We start from the raw sequence: 14793 nt of genomic DNA on the forward strand, positions 1-14793 counted from the left end.
ACAAGAGAGCCTGTTTAGAGAATCGATCGCTTTAAGTGGTGTACTCGGCGTTAATTTTGACGTAATCGTAACTAAGATCGCAACCCCAGGCCGTACCTGTTCCCGAACCGTTACCGATACAGATAGACATTAAAACGGTATCTTCTCGTAAATAAGCCCCGCTTGCTGCCGCTTTCAGGTAATTACTGGCACTAGCTCGATCGAACGCCAGAGGTTGACCATTTTCCATCATCACGAAGTCGCCTAACTTGATTTGCAGATCTTCTTGATGGAAGACAACCCCGGCCCGGCCCGCGGCCGCCGCAATTCGTCCCCAGTTGGGATCTCGACCGAAAACCGCCGATTTTACTAAGGAAGAACCGGCAATGGTGCGAGCAATCTGACGAGCGGACTGATCATCGGCCGCCCCCGAAACCCGCACTTCTATTAAACAGGTGGCTCCTTCCCCATCCCGGGCGATCGCTTTAGCCAAGTATTGACAAACTTCCGTTAACATGGCCTCTAACTTTTGGGCATCCCGGCCCATTTCTGTGATCGCCGTGGTGCGCGATTGACCATTAGCCAAGGCGATCAGACTGTCATTGGTACTGGTGTCCCCATCCACCGTAATCTGATTAAAACTTTTATTAGCCGCCCGACTTAACATACTTTGCCAGAGAACCGTCGATACTGCGGCATCACAGGTAATAAAGGAGAGCATCGTCGCCATATTCGGGTGAATCATCCCCGATCCCTTGGCAATTCCCCCAATTGTGACCGGACGACCATCGATGGTGGTTTGCAAGGCGATCGATTTGGGGACTAGATCCGTGGTCATAATCGCCCGGGCCGTGCTTTCGCCGCCATTTTCCGACAATAAACCCGCTAAGGTCGGTAAAGCGGCGGTTAACGCATCCATGCGAATCCGTTGCCCGATCACTCCTGTAGAAGCCAGCAAAATTGCATCGGCGGGAATCCCTAAAACTTGGCTCAAGGCGGCGGCACTATCGAGAGCATCTTGCCATCCAGCTTCCCCCGTGGCGGCGTTTGCTTGGCCAGCATTACACAAAATCGCCCTGGCGCTGGCTTTAGTTTGTAGGCGTTGACGGCAATAATCGACGCAAGCGGCCCGCACTTGACTGGTGGTAAAGACTCCGGCGGCGATCGCTTCTGTTTCCGAGACAATTAGGGCTAAATCGGGCAAACCGGACGGTTTTAAGCCCGCGGCCATCCCTGCGGATTTAAATCCTTTTGGGGCCGTGATCCCCCCCTCTATTTCCTGCCAATCGGCCATTTTCTCCCGTCTCCTACTCAAATTCGACACTCGATTATAGCAAGTAAAAAGCCAAAAATTAGCAAAGGGTTTGACCGTTTCGGGTTGGGAAGTGGGGAAAAAAGGCCGACGGCTGATAATTACTGGCTGCAAATTAGCCTAAAATACGATTAATTGACCAGGATTTTGGGGCGATAGTTTATGGAACGCGGTTTATTGTGGACACCTTTATTAATTCTGTTTATTTGGTTGGCTTGGAGTGGTTGGAATGAATACCAAAAAGTGGAAATCTATCGAGAATGGGCGGAAAACTTCGATCGAGCTAAGTATGATATATATTCTGTCTTAGGTCAAAAAGATAAAATTATCACTTGGGGAAAGCCAACTCGTAAGGGAGTGATCAATTTACAAACTTTTTCCCTAGAGGAGGTCAAAGAAATCCGTTTGTTAGTTAATAATCAAGTGGTGGATTTAGATGCTCTTCCCCCGCAGGGTTCCCCTTTTCTAGAATTTATTTTTAAGGAGCGATCACCTGAAAAAATTCCTTTTACTGAAGTTGAATTGGCTAGTCGGTGGGCGAAATTTTTACAACAACAAATCTTAATTTAATGTCGATAATTTCTAGCGCAATCTTCCTGATCGCAGGATACCGATAACTAACCATAAACCGATAAAACTAGCTGTAGCAAATAATACGGTACTAATAATAGTTAATTGCCGAGATTGGGTGCTGGCCGTAACAATAGCAGCCCCGATAATTAAGGAACCAATAATCACACTAAAAGCTAGTCGATTGGCGGAATTATCTAAACTGCGACGGAGATTATCTAATTCACGAATTTTCAGATTAACATTTAAAGTTTCCGAGGTTAAACCATCTAGTAAAACTTCAATTTGACGGGGATATTTCAGGGAAAAAGATTTCAAGTCTAAAACTGTTCTTAGGGCAGTTTGTAGGGGAGTGCTACCGATTAACTGTTGTTCAAGAATATTAGTTAATAGCGGTTTGACTTCTTCTAGGATATTAATATCAGGATTAAATTTTCGGGCAGTTCCTTCTAGATTGGCGAGACTTTTGGCGAATAAACCTAAATTACCCGGGAGTTTAATTCTATTGCGACGGGCAATTTGCAAAAGTTCATAAACCACCTCACTAAAGTTAATTTGATTTAAATTGAGGTTATAATATTTTCGCAACATCCGCTCATAATCTACCTCTAATTGTACTAAAGTAATCGGGACTACTGACTCGGACAGTTTAATAGTTAGTTGACTGCATCTTTTCGCATCTAAGTCAACAATTGCTAATAACAATTCTGTTAAAATTTGTTGAGTTTGCGGGTCTAATCTGCCCACCATACCACAGTCAATTAAAGCTACTCTACCATCGTCAAGATAGAAGATATTACCCGGGTGAGGATCGGCATGAAAGAAGCCATCAATATAAATTTGTTGAAAAAATGACCGAAACAAAATTCTAGTTATTTCGCTTTTTCTTTGGGAAATTGCTTGCTCAGTTGGCGGTCTAGAAACATCAGCCTCTAAAATTTGTTTTCCTTCTAACCATTCTAACACTAATAGCTTGGAATTAGTTAAGTGCCAATAAATTTTAGGAATAACTAACTGTTTGGGTTCTGACCACCGACTCTGGGTTAAATTATAGCGTAATTGGTCAGTATAATGACCTTCTTGGGTGAAATCTAATTCCGCATTAACTGCTTTAATAAACTCCTCTGCTAAGTCAACAACGTCATAACTTTGACCAAATTCTGTGAGGGCAACTAAATCAGCAATTCCCTTAATTAAGGCACTATCTTGGGCGACAATTTTTTCGATCCCCGGACGCAAGACTTTAATCGCTACTTCCTCCCCAGATAATAAAGTTGCCCGATGAATTTGCCCGATCGATCCTGCGGCGATCGGTTGGGTATTAATATACTTAAATACCTGTTCGATCGGTTTTGCTAACTGTTCGGTGATGACTATTTCTATATCTGTCCAGGCAACGGGAGGAACTTGCGCTTGTAGGGCAGTTAAAGCCTCGATATAATTAGCGGGTAGCAGATCGGGACGGGTACTAAGTAACTGTCCCAATTTGACATAAAAAGGACCCAATTCCACAAGGATTTTTTTGAGAACTTCTGGGGTGGGAATCTGGGGATTTTCTGTTTTTCCTAGGGTTAAAACCCCGCGCATATAGTCCCAACCATTGCCGAGAACTATCTCAAGGATTTCTTTTTGTCTTTGACTGGTTTGGGGGAGTGAGAACACGGTATTATCAGTTATCAGTGATCAGTTATCAGTTATCAGTTATCAGATTTGACTTTTAAGTGAGCAGTATTAAGTAGGGCTGGCTGAATAAATGTGAAATATAGACGAGGTAAAAATATGTGCAAGGTTTTGAGAGAATCGTGATTCAAAAGCTTGCATCTTCATTGGCGATTGTGTCCTGTAGGGGCGAAGCATTCGGGCGATAACCTATCGCTGAAATCCTAGATTTCCGATCCGAATGCTTCGCCCTTACTTTTTCAGCAAACCCTACTTATCAATCCTATAACAATTTCTCTAATTTGGGATCGGTTTGTAAGTGCTTGAGAACTTGTTTAATATCTTGGGTACGATCTTTGTGGACAACGAGAGTCGCTTTACCGTCGCGAACAATTACCAGATCTTTTAAACCAATAGTAACGATCACTTCTTCCTCATCACTAGCATAGATAATAGAGCCTTCCGTGTCCAAACCGACATGATTGGCCAGTTCAATATTTTTGCCCTTTGCTTCCAGTAATCTTTCCAGAGCATTCCAATCTCCCAGATCATCCCAACCGAAATTAGCGGGTAAAACGTAAGCGAGTTGGGTTTTTTCCATCAAAGCATAATCGATACTTTTTTTCTCTAAATCCTCATAGGCAGCGATGCCCCGATCGCTCAGAGGTTGTAAAATATTATTAGCGTGGGTTTTTAGCTCCTCTAAAACTACTTGTCCTTGAAAGATAAACATTCCGCTATTCCAGCTAAAAAGTCCCGTTTCTAGGAATTTTTCGGCCGTGGTGCGATCGGGTTTTTCCGTAAAACGACTCACTTTATAGACGGGTAAACCATTAAATTCGCCCTGATTTTCTCCCTGTTCGATATAACCGTAACCGGTGGAGGGATAATCGGGTTTAATTCCTAAAGTAACGATCGCTTTTTGGCTGACGGCCACTTCTACGGCCGCTTTTAAAGTGTTAATATAAGCCTCTTGATTACCAATATAATGATCGGCAGGAAAAAAACCGATCGCCACTTCTTTACCATAACGTTTTATCACTTCTAAAGTAGCCCAAGTCACAGCCGGGGCCGTATCCTTGCCCACCGGTTCCACTAATAGGTTACTCTCCGGTAAATCGGGCAGTTGTTCGCGGACACCATCAGCGATCGCACTAGCGGTAATTACCCAGAGATTTTCCCAACCTGCCCCTAAAGATAATAGACGATCGGCCGTTGCTTGTAAAAGACTGCGACCACTACCATCAAGACAGAGAAACTGTTTCGGACGCGCTAGACGACTGAGAGGCCAAAAACGTTCCCCTTTACCCCCGGCGAGAATGACTGGAACAAGCGACTGATTCATAAAAAATTGACACTTATCGGTTAAGCTGAACCGATTGTATCAGACGGCAGCGAGGGGTGAGCATTTTCCTGACTCAAAGCTAAAAAGCGGGCAAATAACCCGCTTTCTAGCAAAAATAACCGAAATATTGCGATTAGAAATTCATTTCGGCCGCTTGTACTGTTTCCACTTGTTTTTTCTTAATAACTAAGAGGATTTGGCAGAGCATAATACCACCGAGGAATAAAACCAATCCTTTGATCCGGCCGGGATTTTGTAGGACAACTTCCGTCTCTTTTTGACCAAAACCGCCAACATTGGGGTTACTGGTTAAAAATTGTCCCACTTCGATCGCTTGACCTTCCGAGACGATTAACTCAGGTCCTGGGGGGATATTTTCCACCACGGGGCCAGCTTCGGAAGTGATGGTGACTTCATAACCACCGGCTTCGGTTTTGCTAATCTGGCTAATTGTACCTGCGGTAGAAGCTTTGAAAGCGTTATTATTGCTGGGTTCACCGGTGGGGTACACTTGACCACGACCACGATTGGCCCCTAAATGCACAGCATATTTACCGAAGTGAATACCTTTATTTTGGCTAGGATCGGGGGCCAGGACGGGGAAAACGATTTCTTTGTATTGATCACCGGGTAAGGGGCCAACGATAACCACGTTATCTTGACCTTCTTTGTAGGATTGGAAATAGACTCCACCGAGTTTTTCCTGCATTTCTTCGGGAATGCGATCGGGGGGCGCGATTTTAAAACCATCCGGTAGCATTAAGACTGCACCGACGTTTAAACCCCCCTTGGATCCGTCTCCTAACACCTGTTGACTGGCGGGATCGTAGGGGATTTTTACCACTGCTTCAAAGACGCTATCGGGTAATACCGAGTGGGGGATTTCAATTTCGGCGGGTTTTTGGGCTAAATGGCAGTTCGCGCAGACAATCCGACCTGTGGCTTCTCTGGGGGTTTCCGGGGCGGTTTGTTGCGCCCAAAAAGGATATGCTTGGGCAGATTGGGGGTTAATGACATCGCTGGTTAGGAGTAGGGAAACGGTAGCGATCGCCACGAGGACGGCTTTCACTAGGGCCTGTCTGTGGACTTGCGGGAAGCTTAAAAAGTTGAATGTTCTCATCTCTATCGGTTGAATAATTCCAAATCTCGTCACATTGAATAATCTAGGACCACCAGGGTTCTTCGCCGGTGCGGAAGTCGGTTTCCGTCCAAGTGGAGAAGACGACTTTATCATTATCGGTGACGTTGGCATGGGCGAGGGCTAAGGATAGAGGCGCTGGACCGCGAACTACTTTTCCTTCGGCATTGTACTGGGAACCGTGGCAAGGACACATGAATTTTTCTTCGCTGGCATTCCAAGGCACCACACAACCTAAGTGGGTACAGACGGCGTTAATTCCGTAGTTGGCCAGGGTTTTGTCCTCTTGGACGACTAAATAGGTGGGGTCGCCTTTTAAGCCTTGGGCTAAGGTGCGATCGCCAGGGTTATGGGTGGTCAGAAATTGACTGACAATCACATCATTGCCTAGGGCATCTTTAGCGGTGACACCGCCACCCGTACCACCGGCCGAGGGGGGAATAAAATACTTAACAATCGGATACAAAGCACCCGCTGCTACTCCGGTAATTGTACCAAAGGTCAACAGGTTCATAAATTGACGACGCCCCAAATCGGGAACATCTGTACCGGAAACTTGACTCATTGCTCCTTATCTCCAAATGTAAATTTTTGTAAACTAATTCTCATCTAAGGGCGATTTTGTGCATCTCGATCAAGACGAAAACCCAGAGCTTAAAGAAGGTTTACAAGGGCTGTATTAGATTATTACAGATATTGAGTCACGGACAATTGCCACAGCAAAGCTGCGCCAAATGCGATCGCTGTTTGCTCGCTTTCAGTGCTAGAGGCAAATTATTAAAAAATTGACATAATGGCGGCTTGTCTGTTTACTTGACAGTTACGCTTCCTATCAGTCATACTATTAAAAATAGTTCAAAAAAACCAAAGATTAGGTTATGTGACTCTAACCAACACAATCAACTATTACCAGTGATTTACTCAAGATGATGACAGCTAATTCTGCTTATGAATTGTTAGAATATGCTTATGATAAACTCGATTTTAGTCAAGGCGACTTAGTGAGTTCAAAAGCGTCATTGTCAGAAATAACTTTAGAAGAGTGGATAGAAAAAGGAGATTGGTTAGAATTAGCCCAGCAAGTTGAAGCAGAAAAAGTTTTTTTTATTAATAATAATCCTGTGATTATTTTTGCTAAATGTGATACTCAAGAAGATGAAAAAGTACGGCAAATCTTTAATAAAATATGGTGTATGGCTAGACCAAGTTACCTATTTTTAGCGAAAGAAGGTGAACTAGCTATTTACGATCTAACCAAACCACCTGCTAGAAGTATAGAAGATTGGAAGAAAAATAATAGACCGTTAGAAGTTGCCCAAAACATACTTGAAGTAACTTCAAAACTTTATCAATACAGACGGGAACAAATCGAATCAGGGAAGCTTTTTGAGGATGAGCGTTTTGAAACATCTAATCAACGTGCTGATCAATCACTGATCAAAGATTTAAAAACAGTTCGTTTAGCCTTAATCCGTGAAGGATTAAGCGAAAATAAACGTAAATATGCTCATGCTTTAATTGGTAGATCAATTTTTATTCGCTATTTGGAAGATAGAGGAATTTTAACTCAAGAGTATTTTGAAGCAATAGCACAAAACAATGCAACATGGAAAGCCTTACTTAATGCTCCTGACGATCAGTTAAATATGGAAACTGAAGCTAAACAACATTATATCAAAATATTAAGTGATAAAAGTTTTACGTATGCTTTATTTAATCAGTTGAGTCAAGATTTTAACGGAGATATGTTCCCTTCTGATGAACAAGAAGCGGAATCTGTTGAGCAACGGCATTTATCTCTCTTACAAGAATTTTTACAGGGAAATATTGATCCACAAAAAAAATTATTTTTCTGGGCTTATAAATTTGATATAATTCCTATTTCTTTAATTAGTAGTATTTATGAAGAATTTTATCATGAGTCAAATACAGAAAATATTGATAATGGGACGCATTATACACCGAGTTCATTAGTAGAATTTGTCTTGTCTAAAGTTTTAACGTCAGATTGTTTGACAACTCATCCCCGTATTCTTGATCCTTGTTGTGGTTCAGGAATCTTTTTAGTGGAAGCATTTCGGAGAATTGTGAGACATCGAGTCTATCAAAATCAGGGACAGCGATTAAGTTGGCAAGAGTTAAGAGAAATCTTAAAAAATCAGATAGCTGGCATAGAAATTAATTCAGAAGCTATCAGAATTACTGCATTTAGTCTATATCTTGCTTTATTAAATTATCAAGAGCCTCGAAACATTTTATCACAAATTAAACGAGGTGAAAAATTACCCTTTTTAATTTATCAAGCGAATGGGTTATCTGAGGATAATCACTTTAATAATTTAGTCTGCGATAATGCTTTTCAAGAATTTTCTAACTCAGAGGATTTGATATTATCTAGAAATTTTAGTAGTCAATGTGCTGATGTTGTTGTCGGTAATCCTCCTTGGGGATCTCCTAAAACGAAGGATAAAAAAGGCACAAAAGACTTAAATATCGCTTTACAATGGTGTCAAGAACGTGATTATCCAGTCGGAGATAAAGAACGTTCTCAAGCGTTTATCTGGAGAGTATTTGATTTTTTAAAAGATAATGGATGGTCAGCATTAGTGGTATCAACAGGTATTTTCTTTAAGACCCATGATAAAAGCAAAGAATTTAGACAAAAATGGTTAAACAGTGTCTTATTAAAAGAAGTTGTCAATTTTGCTCATGTTCGTGATATTTTCTTTAAATCTGGTAATAAAAACCAATCTAGTGCCTCAATTTCTCCTTTTGCTTCAATTATTTTTCAGAAAGTCAATCAGACAGAGTTAACCTTAAAAGATCAAGTTGTCACTTATTGGTCTGCTAAAAAAACAGCTATGATTAAAAATGTGCAAGCTGTTATTTTGAGTGTTATGGATCGTCGTGGTATCAGACAAAGTGAACTATTTTATAATGATTCTTTATGGAAAATTTATTATTGGGGAAATCATCAAGATGCTGGTTTAATTCAAGGTATAACTTTAGCTCCAGCATTAAAAGAATTACATGATCCTAACAATAGTGGTCAAGGGTTTACAACTGGAAGTGCTTATTCAGCACCACAATGGCTATCTAAATATCAAAATCTACCGATTCCCAAATTTCAACGTTATTCTTCTATTCAAAAAGACTGGTTTACATCATCTCCCAAAAAAGTGCATCGTATAGCGAATGAATCTTTATTCTATGGTGAAAGATTATTGATTAAACATGGCATTAGTCAAGCATCTAGAAAAAAAGGAGAAATTATTGCTCGATTAGAATCAGAAAACTTCAGTTTTACAAATTCAGTAAATTGTATCAAGTTACATGATGTTGAAGAATGGAAATATAAAATTATATTAGGAACTTTATGGTCTTCATTATCTCGTTATTACTTTTTTCTGACTTCTAGCAAATGGGGAATATGGCATGATGGAATTTATAAGGATGAATATTTAAGTTTGCCGATTATTTTTCCAAAGGATCAAGGTATTCGGGAAAAAGTTATCGATATTGTTGAGCAATTACAGAATTGTAATCCTATAAAGTATAGTATTGAACATCCTGAAGGAAAAACTCCAGAAAAAATAGAAGCACAACTCACTGAATTAGAATATCAATTAGATGAGGCAATATTTGATGTCTATGATCTCACGATTGCTGAACGGGATCTCATTCGTGATATGTGTGATGTTGGGATAGAGTTTTACTATAATCATATCAACAGTAAAGCAGTAAAACCTGTTGAGAGCTATCCTCAACAAAATCAAGGACTTCTCAACGATATTAATAAAAACCGTCAAACTCAAAAAGGATTAGAAGGTTATTTACAAGCCTTTTTAGATATTTGGAATCGAGAATTAGAACCTGATGGTGAATTCAGTTGGCAGATTATTCGTCCTCAATTTCAGGGGTTAGAAAATCCTATGTTAGCCGTTATTTTCTCTACACAAGAGTATGGAGAAAAACCTCAACCTGTCTCCCAATCAGATCAAAAACAATGGATAGGAATTATTGCTCAATTAGCAAGACAAGAAAACGGTTTATTAGTTCCCTATAATAGCCATCAAATTTATCTTGATGGTTTAGTTCGTTCGGTTTCTGATACAGAAATCATTATTATTAAGCGTAATGAACGAAGATTCTGGACTCGTAGCATGGCGCGTGAGGATGCGGAGGCAACAATGCTTCAAATTATTAACTTACAAGAATCTCAAGAAAGGATCTAAACTTATGACAAAACCAAGTTTATTAAAAAAAGATATATGGGGTAATCATGAAAAGAGAGTTTTAGCTATTTTTAGGCTTGCTTTAGAAATGCTTCAAAAGAACCAAGAATTACCCCAAAGTGAAGATGAACTTAATCGAAAACTATGCTTTTTTGTCCGTTATGCCAACCAACAATTAACTATTTCTAATCAAGGAATAGAATGGCCTTGTATGTGTGAAGCCAATAATCAACCTGATGCTGATGATAGCATTGGAGCTAAACGAGAATATAAACGACCTGATTTTCAATGGGGAATCTGTGATACTAACGAAACAAATCCTGAAAGAATGGATAAATTTTACACTTTAGAGGCTAAAAGACTCGGTTCTCCATCAAGTTCCCAATGGATACTTAACAAAAATTATATTCTAAATGGGATTAACAGATTTATATTAGTTGAATGGGGTTATGGAAAATCCGTCAGTTCGGGAGCAATGATTGGTTATATTCAAAATATGGAATTAAGAGAAATTTTAAATGAAGTTAATAAGCATTGTTCACAACTAACCATTATAGAGTTAACTTTATCGCTGGAAGGATGGCAAAATGATGTGAGTCGTCTTGACCATCAACTAGAACGTCCTGATGTGCCACCTAGTCCATTTAATTTAAGACATCTATGGGTAGATTTACGAAGTAAAAAAACTGATAACAATGACGATACCTCATCATAAAAATTTATTCAAATTCTCCATTAAACGCTCATGAATCTCATCACCCCAAAACCGAACTAAGGAGAAACCTAGGCGATTGACCCTTAAAAACGCATCCTCAGCATCATAAACTGCTAATTCTAACTGATTCGGATTCATTAAAATCATCAATCTCCCTTTTAAGTCAACTCTTAGAAATTGCTAAAATAGGAGTAGAAAAAGCGATAGAAACCGATGAAGAAACGGCAACCGCTTGGATAAACCAACAACTAGAAAGCTTGGGAGTCAAACTAATCTGAGCAACACAAAAATAGAACTACCCTGGATTTTTACCAGAGAGGTTTATTTTTAACGGGGGAGAATGTCAACCCTCACTGCTAGACTCAACAGTATGGCCGACTTCGCTGATCCATTGGGCAATTTCTGCGGGGGATGCGGTGGTTTCTACGGTGACGATTTTATTGGCTACATCCACCGATATTTGGGCTGCTGGTTGCTGATTATTAATCGCTTTAGTAATGGTATTAGCGCAACCTTCACAGGCAATACTAGGCACTTTTAGGGTAATTGTCATTGTTGTAACTCCAGTAACTTTATAGCTAAAAACTAGCATAAATTGTCAGGGGTAGCTGATTTTTTAAGAGTTTATTTACCATTTCAGCACTGCCGCTTCGATCCCCTGTTCCCGACGCAGTTTACTATCTTTTTCTAGCCATTGAATGACCTGTTTATGGGTTAGCTCTTCTAGGGTTACTCCCGTATCCTCGGCGATTATTTTTAATAAGCGTAGGGAAGAAATCGTTAAACGAGTCAGGAATTTTTCGGGAGAAGTTAAGAGGGCAGCGTCCACATCTGCCGATTCTTCTGGGGTTAAAAATTGTCTGTTTTCGATCATAGTTTTATTTGGTTTCCATCCAATTGTCACCGGCTTTAATTTCTACCAAGAGAGGGATCGTCAAGGAGACAGCTTCTTCCATAGTCGTCTTGATTTTTGACTCTAGGGATGGCCATTCTTCCCTCGGTACTTCCAAGACTAATTCATCATGGACTTGCAGCAGTAATCTCGCTCGATAATTTTGCAGTACCTCGGCCAATTTTACCATCGCTACTTTAATAATATCAGCACTGGAACCCTGAATGGGCGCATTAGCAGCCGATCTTAATAATTGTGCTTCCTCGTTGTTGAGTTTGAGGCTATCTAAATCGATGTCATGTAAGGACAGTCCTCGCAGTCTTTTTAAGAGGGGATTATCGAAGTTAAAATAACGTCTTCTGCCCAAAATTGTTTCTACATATCCCTGAGCGATCGCTTGTTTTTTGCTATTCTCTAAATACTCAAATACTTGGGCATAACGTTGATGATATTTTTCAATAAATTTTCTGCCCTGTTCTACGGTTAATTTCGATTCACGGGCGAATTTTTGCGCTCCCATGCCATAAATAACTCCGAAGTTAATTGTTTTTCCTAAACTGCGTTCTTCTGGGGTAATTTCCCCTTTATCAAAGAGCAATTGAGCGGTGACTTTATGAACATCTTGATTACTACGATAAGCTTCTAATAAAACTGGTTCTTGACTGAGATGAGCCAGAATTCTTAACTCGATTTGTGAGTAGTCCGCTGATACTAATAAGTAACCATCTTCGGGAATAAAAGCTTGACGAATTCGTCTAGAAAATTCACTGCGAATGGGGATATTTTGTAGGTTAGGATTGGAGGATGATAAGCGTCCGGTGCTGGTAATGGTTTGATTAAAATCTGTATGTACTCTTGCGGTTTTTGGTTCGGCTAATTTCGGTAAAGCATCCACATAGGTGGATTTTAATTTAGATAAGGTGCGATGTTCAAGTATATAATCAATCAGGGGATGATCGCCTTGTAGTTTCTCTAAAACACTTTGATCGGTGGAGTAACCTGTTTTAGTTTTTCTGGATTTTTTGCGATTGAGTGCTAATCGATCAAAAAGGATTTCACTTAACTGTTTAGGAGAGCCAAGATTAAAAGTTTCTCCGATGGATTCATAAGCTTTTTTTTCTATGTCTGCTAAGTCTCTTTCTAGTTGCTGGGACAAGTTTTTTAGATAATTGATATTAATTTTTATACCATAATTTTCCATCTGCCACAGCACCATTACTAAGGGAGATTCTACCTCTGAGAATAATTGATATAAAGGGGGAATTTTAGTTAATTCTGCCTGTAATTTTTCTCGAAGTAAATAGGTAGCGTAGGCATCTAATCCGCAGTAGTTAGCAGTGGTGGTAATATCTAAATCAGCGATAGTTTTTCCCGTAGGAATACCGAGACTTTTATAACTAAGGGAACTGATACCGTCCAAATAGCGATCGCATAAATCTTCGAGATTATGAGTTAGTTCGGGATGGAGGACATAACTAGCCACCATAGTATCAAAAACTAGACCTTTAACGGTAATTCCTTGATGATAAAAAACATCAATATCAAATTTCGCATTCTGGAAGACTTTCGGATAATTATCACTGGCTAAAATTGGGCGTAATTTTTCGAGGACTATCTCTAGATTTAAATTATCACCGCTCTGGTGGCCGATGGGAATATAGGCCATAGAATTTAATTCTTTTCCCCAACAGCAACCGATCCCGACCAATTTGGCTACACGAGGATTTAAATCTGTGGTTTCGGTATCCCAAGCGACAGGAAAATGTGGATTAGTGAAAGTTGTTAATTTGGCCAGTAAAGCATCTAACTTAGGAATAGTATCAATAATTTCCGGAGCAATTAGAACTGGTGGAGAAATAGGGGGTAAATCAAACAGAGACAATTGATTAGAATCAGCATCGCTAGTTAATTCTAGGGTAGGAGTGCCACCTAGATGCTGTTGAATTTGATCGAGTTTCTGGAGAATTTTCTTTAATTCTAATCTTTCCAATAAAGGTTTAACTAAACGCCGATCAAAACCTCGGAGACGAAATTTATCCTCTTCGAGACTAACGGGGGCATCAAGGGCAATTTTGGCTAAATAGCGAGAACTTTCGGCGGCGGGTTTTCCCTCTAATAATTTAGTTTTTACCATTCCCTTGATCGATTCCAGATTGGTATATATATCGTCTAAGTTATCGTATTTTTTTAATAAATCTATCGCTGTTTTTTCGCCAATTCCGCACACCCCGGGGATATTATCAGACTTGTCACCGCAAAGAGCTTTAAAATCTACTACCTGTTTTGGTGTCACCCCTAACTTTTCCGTGACAGCTTGGGAATTAAATTCTGTATAACCCTGTCCCGATGTACTTTTGACCGCATTAATATCCAGATAGAGAATCGTGGTTTTTTTCTCCTCATCTACCAATTGGAATAAATCTCGATCGCCTGTTAAAATCTTGACTGTATAACCATTATCGCCGGCCTGTTTTGCCAAAGTTCCTAAAACATCATCTGCTTCATAACCAGGGGAAGTCACAATAGGAATATTCATCGCTGCCAAGAGACTTTGCAGATTAGTTAAATCGGGGCGAAATTCTTCGGGAGTTTCTTGCCGATTAGCCTTATAATTAACATCAGCTTCATGGCGAAAAGAAGGGACTGCTAAATCAAAAGCAACTGCTAAATAAGTGGGTTTTTGAGTTTCTAGTAACTGCAGCAGAGAATTTAAAAACCCAAAACAAACACTGGTGGGAATGCCGCTAGAAGTACGCAGAGGACCAGAACGAGACTTGGCAAAGGCATAATAGGCACGAAAAGCCAAAGAATGCCCATCAATCAGGATAAATAGCTTATTTTGCTCGGCACTGATCATAATCTAGTCTCAAATTTGCGTGTTATTTCCATTTTAAGGATTACCGAGCCATTATTCAGCCATTAGCCTTGAATCGGCGATCGCTGATAAC

The 14793-nt window shown here is 40.1% G+C and carries 12 protein-coding genes; 3 read left to right on the top strand and 9 right to left on the bottom strand.

Translation table 11 applies throughout. The features are described from left to right. Nucleotides 1–31 precede the first annotated feature (31 nt). Nucleotides 32–1273, bottom strand: a complete 1242-nt coding sequence (gene argJ / locus ACQY1X_RS16890) for a bifunctional ornithine acetyltransferase/N-acetylglutamate synthase (protein WP_002736235.1) — start codon at nucleotides 1271–1273, stop codon at nucleotides 32–34. A gap of 180 nt (nucleotides 1274–1453) precedes the next feature. Between argJ and ACQY1X_RS16895 the strand changes: the two genes are divergently transcribed. After that, nucleotides 1454–1861 carry a hypothetical protein gene (locus tag ACQY1X_RS16895; RefSeq protein ID WP_430013190.1) on the top strand — a complete coding sequence of 136 codons (408 nt, stop codon included), beginning with the start codon at nucleotides 1454–1456 and terminating at the stop codon, nucleotides 1859–1861. Between the two features lie 12 nt (nucleotides 1862–1873). Here ACQY1X_RS16895 and ACQY1X_RS16900 read toward each other — a convergent pair whose 3' ends face one another. From ACQY1X_RS16900 to petC, 4 genes are all read right to left on the bottom strand, one after another. Next, nucleotides 1874–3523 carry an ABC1 kinase family protein gene (locus ACQY1X_RS16900; protein ID WP_430014916.1) on the bottom strand — a complete coding sequence of 550 codons (1650 nt, stop codon included), beginning with the start codon at nucleotides 3521–3523 and terminating at the stop codon, nucleotides 1874–1876. Nucleotides 3524–3803: 280 nt separating this feature from the next. Next, a complete protein-coding gene (locus ACQY1X_RS16905; protein WP_430014917.1) occupies nucleotides 3804–4865 on the bottom strand; it encodes a mannose-1-phosphate guanylyltransferase in 1062 nt (353 codons plus the stop codon). Between the two features lie 133 nt (nucleotides 4866–4998). Next, nucleotides 4999–5985, bottom strand: coding sequence for a cytochrome f (gene petA / locus ACQY1X_RS16910; protein ID WP_430013192.1), 987 nt, complete (start codon nucleotides 5983–5985; stop codon nucleotides 4999–5001). 43 nt (nucleotides 5986–6028) lie between these two features. Further along, entirely contained in the window at nucleotides 6029–6568 is a 540-nt protein-coding gene (gene petC, locus ACQY1X_RS16915; RefSeq protein ID WP_061432350.1) for a cytochrome b6-f complex iron-sulfur subunit, read from the bottom strand. Between the two features lie 361 nt (nucleotides 6569–6929). Between petC and ACQY1X_RS16920 the strand changes: the two genes are divergently transcribed. Then, nucleotides 6930–10238, top strand: coding sequence for an HsdM family class I SAM-dependent methyltransferase (locus ACQY1X_RS16920; protein ID WP_430014918.1), 3309 nt, complete (start codon nucleotides 6930–6932; stop codon nucleotides 10236–10238). Nucleotides 10239–10242: 4 nt separating this feature from the next. Then, nucleotides 10243–10953, top strand: a complete 711-nt coding sequence (locus ACQY1X_RS16925; RefSeq protein WP_002736973.1) for a hypothetical protein — start codon at nucleotides 10243–10245, stop codon at nucleotides 10951–10953. Here ACQY1X_RS16925 and ACQY1X_RS16930 read toward each other — a convergent pair. The 4 genes from ACQY1X_RS16930 to polA all read right to left on the bottom strand — a co-directional run bounded on the left by ACQY1X_RS16930 (nucleotide 10948) and on the right by polA (nucleotide 14702). Next, the gene (locus tag ACQY1X_RS16930; protein WP_228009614.1) at nucleotides 10948–11091 is read right to left on the bottom strand and encodes a MerR family transcriptional regulator; all 144 of its coding nucleotides are present in this window, start codon (nucleotides 11089–11091) and stop codon (nucleotides 10948–10950) included. The genes ACQY1X_RS16925 and ACQY1X_RS16930 overlap by 6 nt on opposite strands. A gap of 205 nt (nucleotides 11092–11296) precedes the next feature. Further along, on the bottom strand, nucleotides 11297–11545 hold the full coding sequence (locus ACQY1X_RS16935; RefSeq protein WP_002759990.1) for a heavy-metal-associated domain-containing protein: 249 nt from the start codon (nucleotides 11543–11545) through the stop codon (nucleotides 11297–11299). A gap of 36 nt (nucleotides 11546–11581) precedes the next feature. Beyond that, nucleotides 11582–11827, bottom strand: coding sequence for a hypothetical protein (locus tag ACQY1X_RS16940; RefSeq protein WP_002736270.1), 246 nt, complete (start codon nucleotides 11825–11827; stop codon nucleotides 11582–11584). Between the two features lie 4 nt (nucleotides 11828–11831). Continuing rightward, nucleotides 11832–14702, bottom strand: a complete 2871-nt coding sequence (polA, locus tag ACQY1X_RS16945) for a DNA polymerase I (protein ID WP_430014919.1) — start codon at nucleotides 14700–14702, stop codon at nucleotides 11832–11834. Nucleotides 14703–14793: the final 91 nt, after the last annotated feature.

This window comes from Microcystis protocystis FBCC-A270, assembly GCF_050500235.1.
Taxonomy (GTDB): domain Bacteria; phylum Cyanobacteriota; class Cyanobacteriia; order Cyanobacteriales; family Microcystaceae; genus Microcystis; species Microcystis ichthyoblabe_A.

What these genes read in the sequence shown, in the direction of transcription:
- argJ (WP_002736235.1), bottom strand. Translation starts at nt 1,273, where the DNA reads ATGGCCGATTGGCAGGAAATAGAGGGGGGGATCACGGCCCCAAAAGGA.
- ACQY1X_RS16895 (WP_430013190.1), top strand. Translation starts at nt 1,454, where the DNA reads ATGGAACGCGGTTTATTGTGGACACCTTTATTAATTCTGTTTATTTGG.
- ACQY1X_RS16905 (WP_430014917.1), bottom strand. Translation starts at nt 4,865, where the DNA reads ATGAATCAGTCGCTTGTTCCAGTCATTCTCGCCGGGGGTAAAGGGGAA.
- petA (WP_430013192.1), bottom strand. Translation starts at nt 5,985, where the DNA reads ATGAGAACATTCAACTTTTTAAGCTTCCCGCAAGTCCACAGACAGGCC.
- petC (WP_061432350.1), bottom strand. Translation starts at nt 6,568, where the DNA reads ATGAGTCAAGTTTCCGGTACAGATGTTCCCGATTTGGGGCGTCGTCAA.
- ACQY1X_RS16920 (WP_430014918.1), top strand. Translation starts at nt 6,930, where the DNA reads ATGATGACAGCTAATTCTGCTTATGAATTGTTAGAATATGCTTATGAT.
- ACQY1X_RS16925 (WP_002736973.1), top strand. Translation starts at nt 10,243, where the DNA reads ATGACAAAACCAAGTTTATTAAAAAAAGATATATGGGGTAATCATGAA.
- ACQY1X_RS16930 (WP_228009614.1), bottom strand. Translation starts at nt 11,091, where the DNA reads ATGAATCCGAATCAGTTAGAATTAGCAGTTTATGATGCTGAGGATGCG.
- ACQY1X_RS16935 (WP_002759990.1), bottom strand. Translation starts at nt 11,545, where the DNA reads ATGCTAGTTTTTAGCTATAAAGTTACTGGAGTTACAACAATGACAATT.
- ACQY1X_RS16940 (WP_002736270.1), bottom strand. Translation starts at nt 11,827, where the DNA reads ATGATCGAAAACAGACAATTTTTAACCCCAGAAGAATCGGCAGATGTG.
- polA (WP_430014919.1), bottom strand. Translation starts at nt 14,702, where the DNA reads ATGATCAGTGCCGAGCAAAATAAGCTATTTATCCTGATTGATGGGCAT.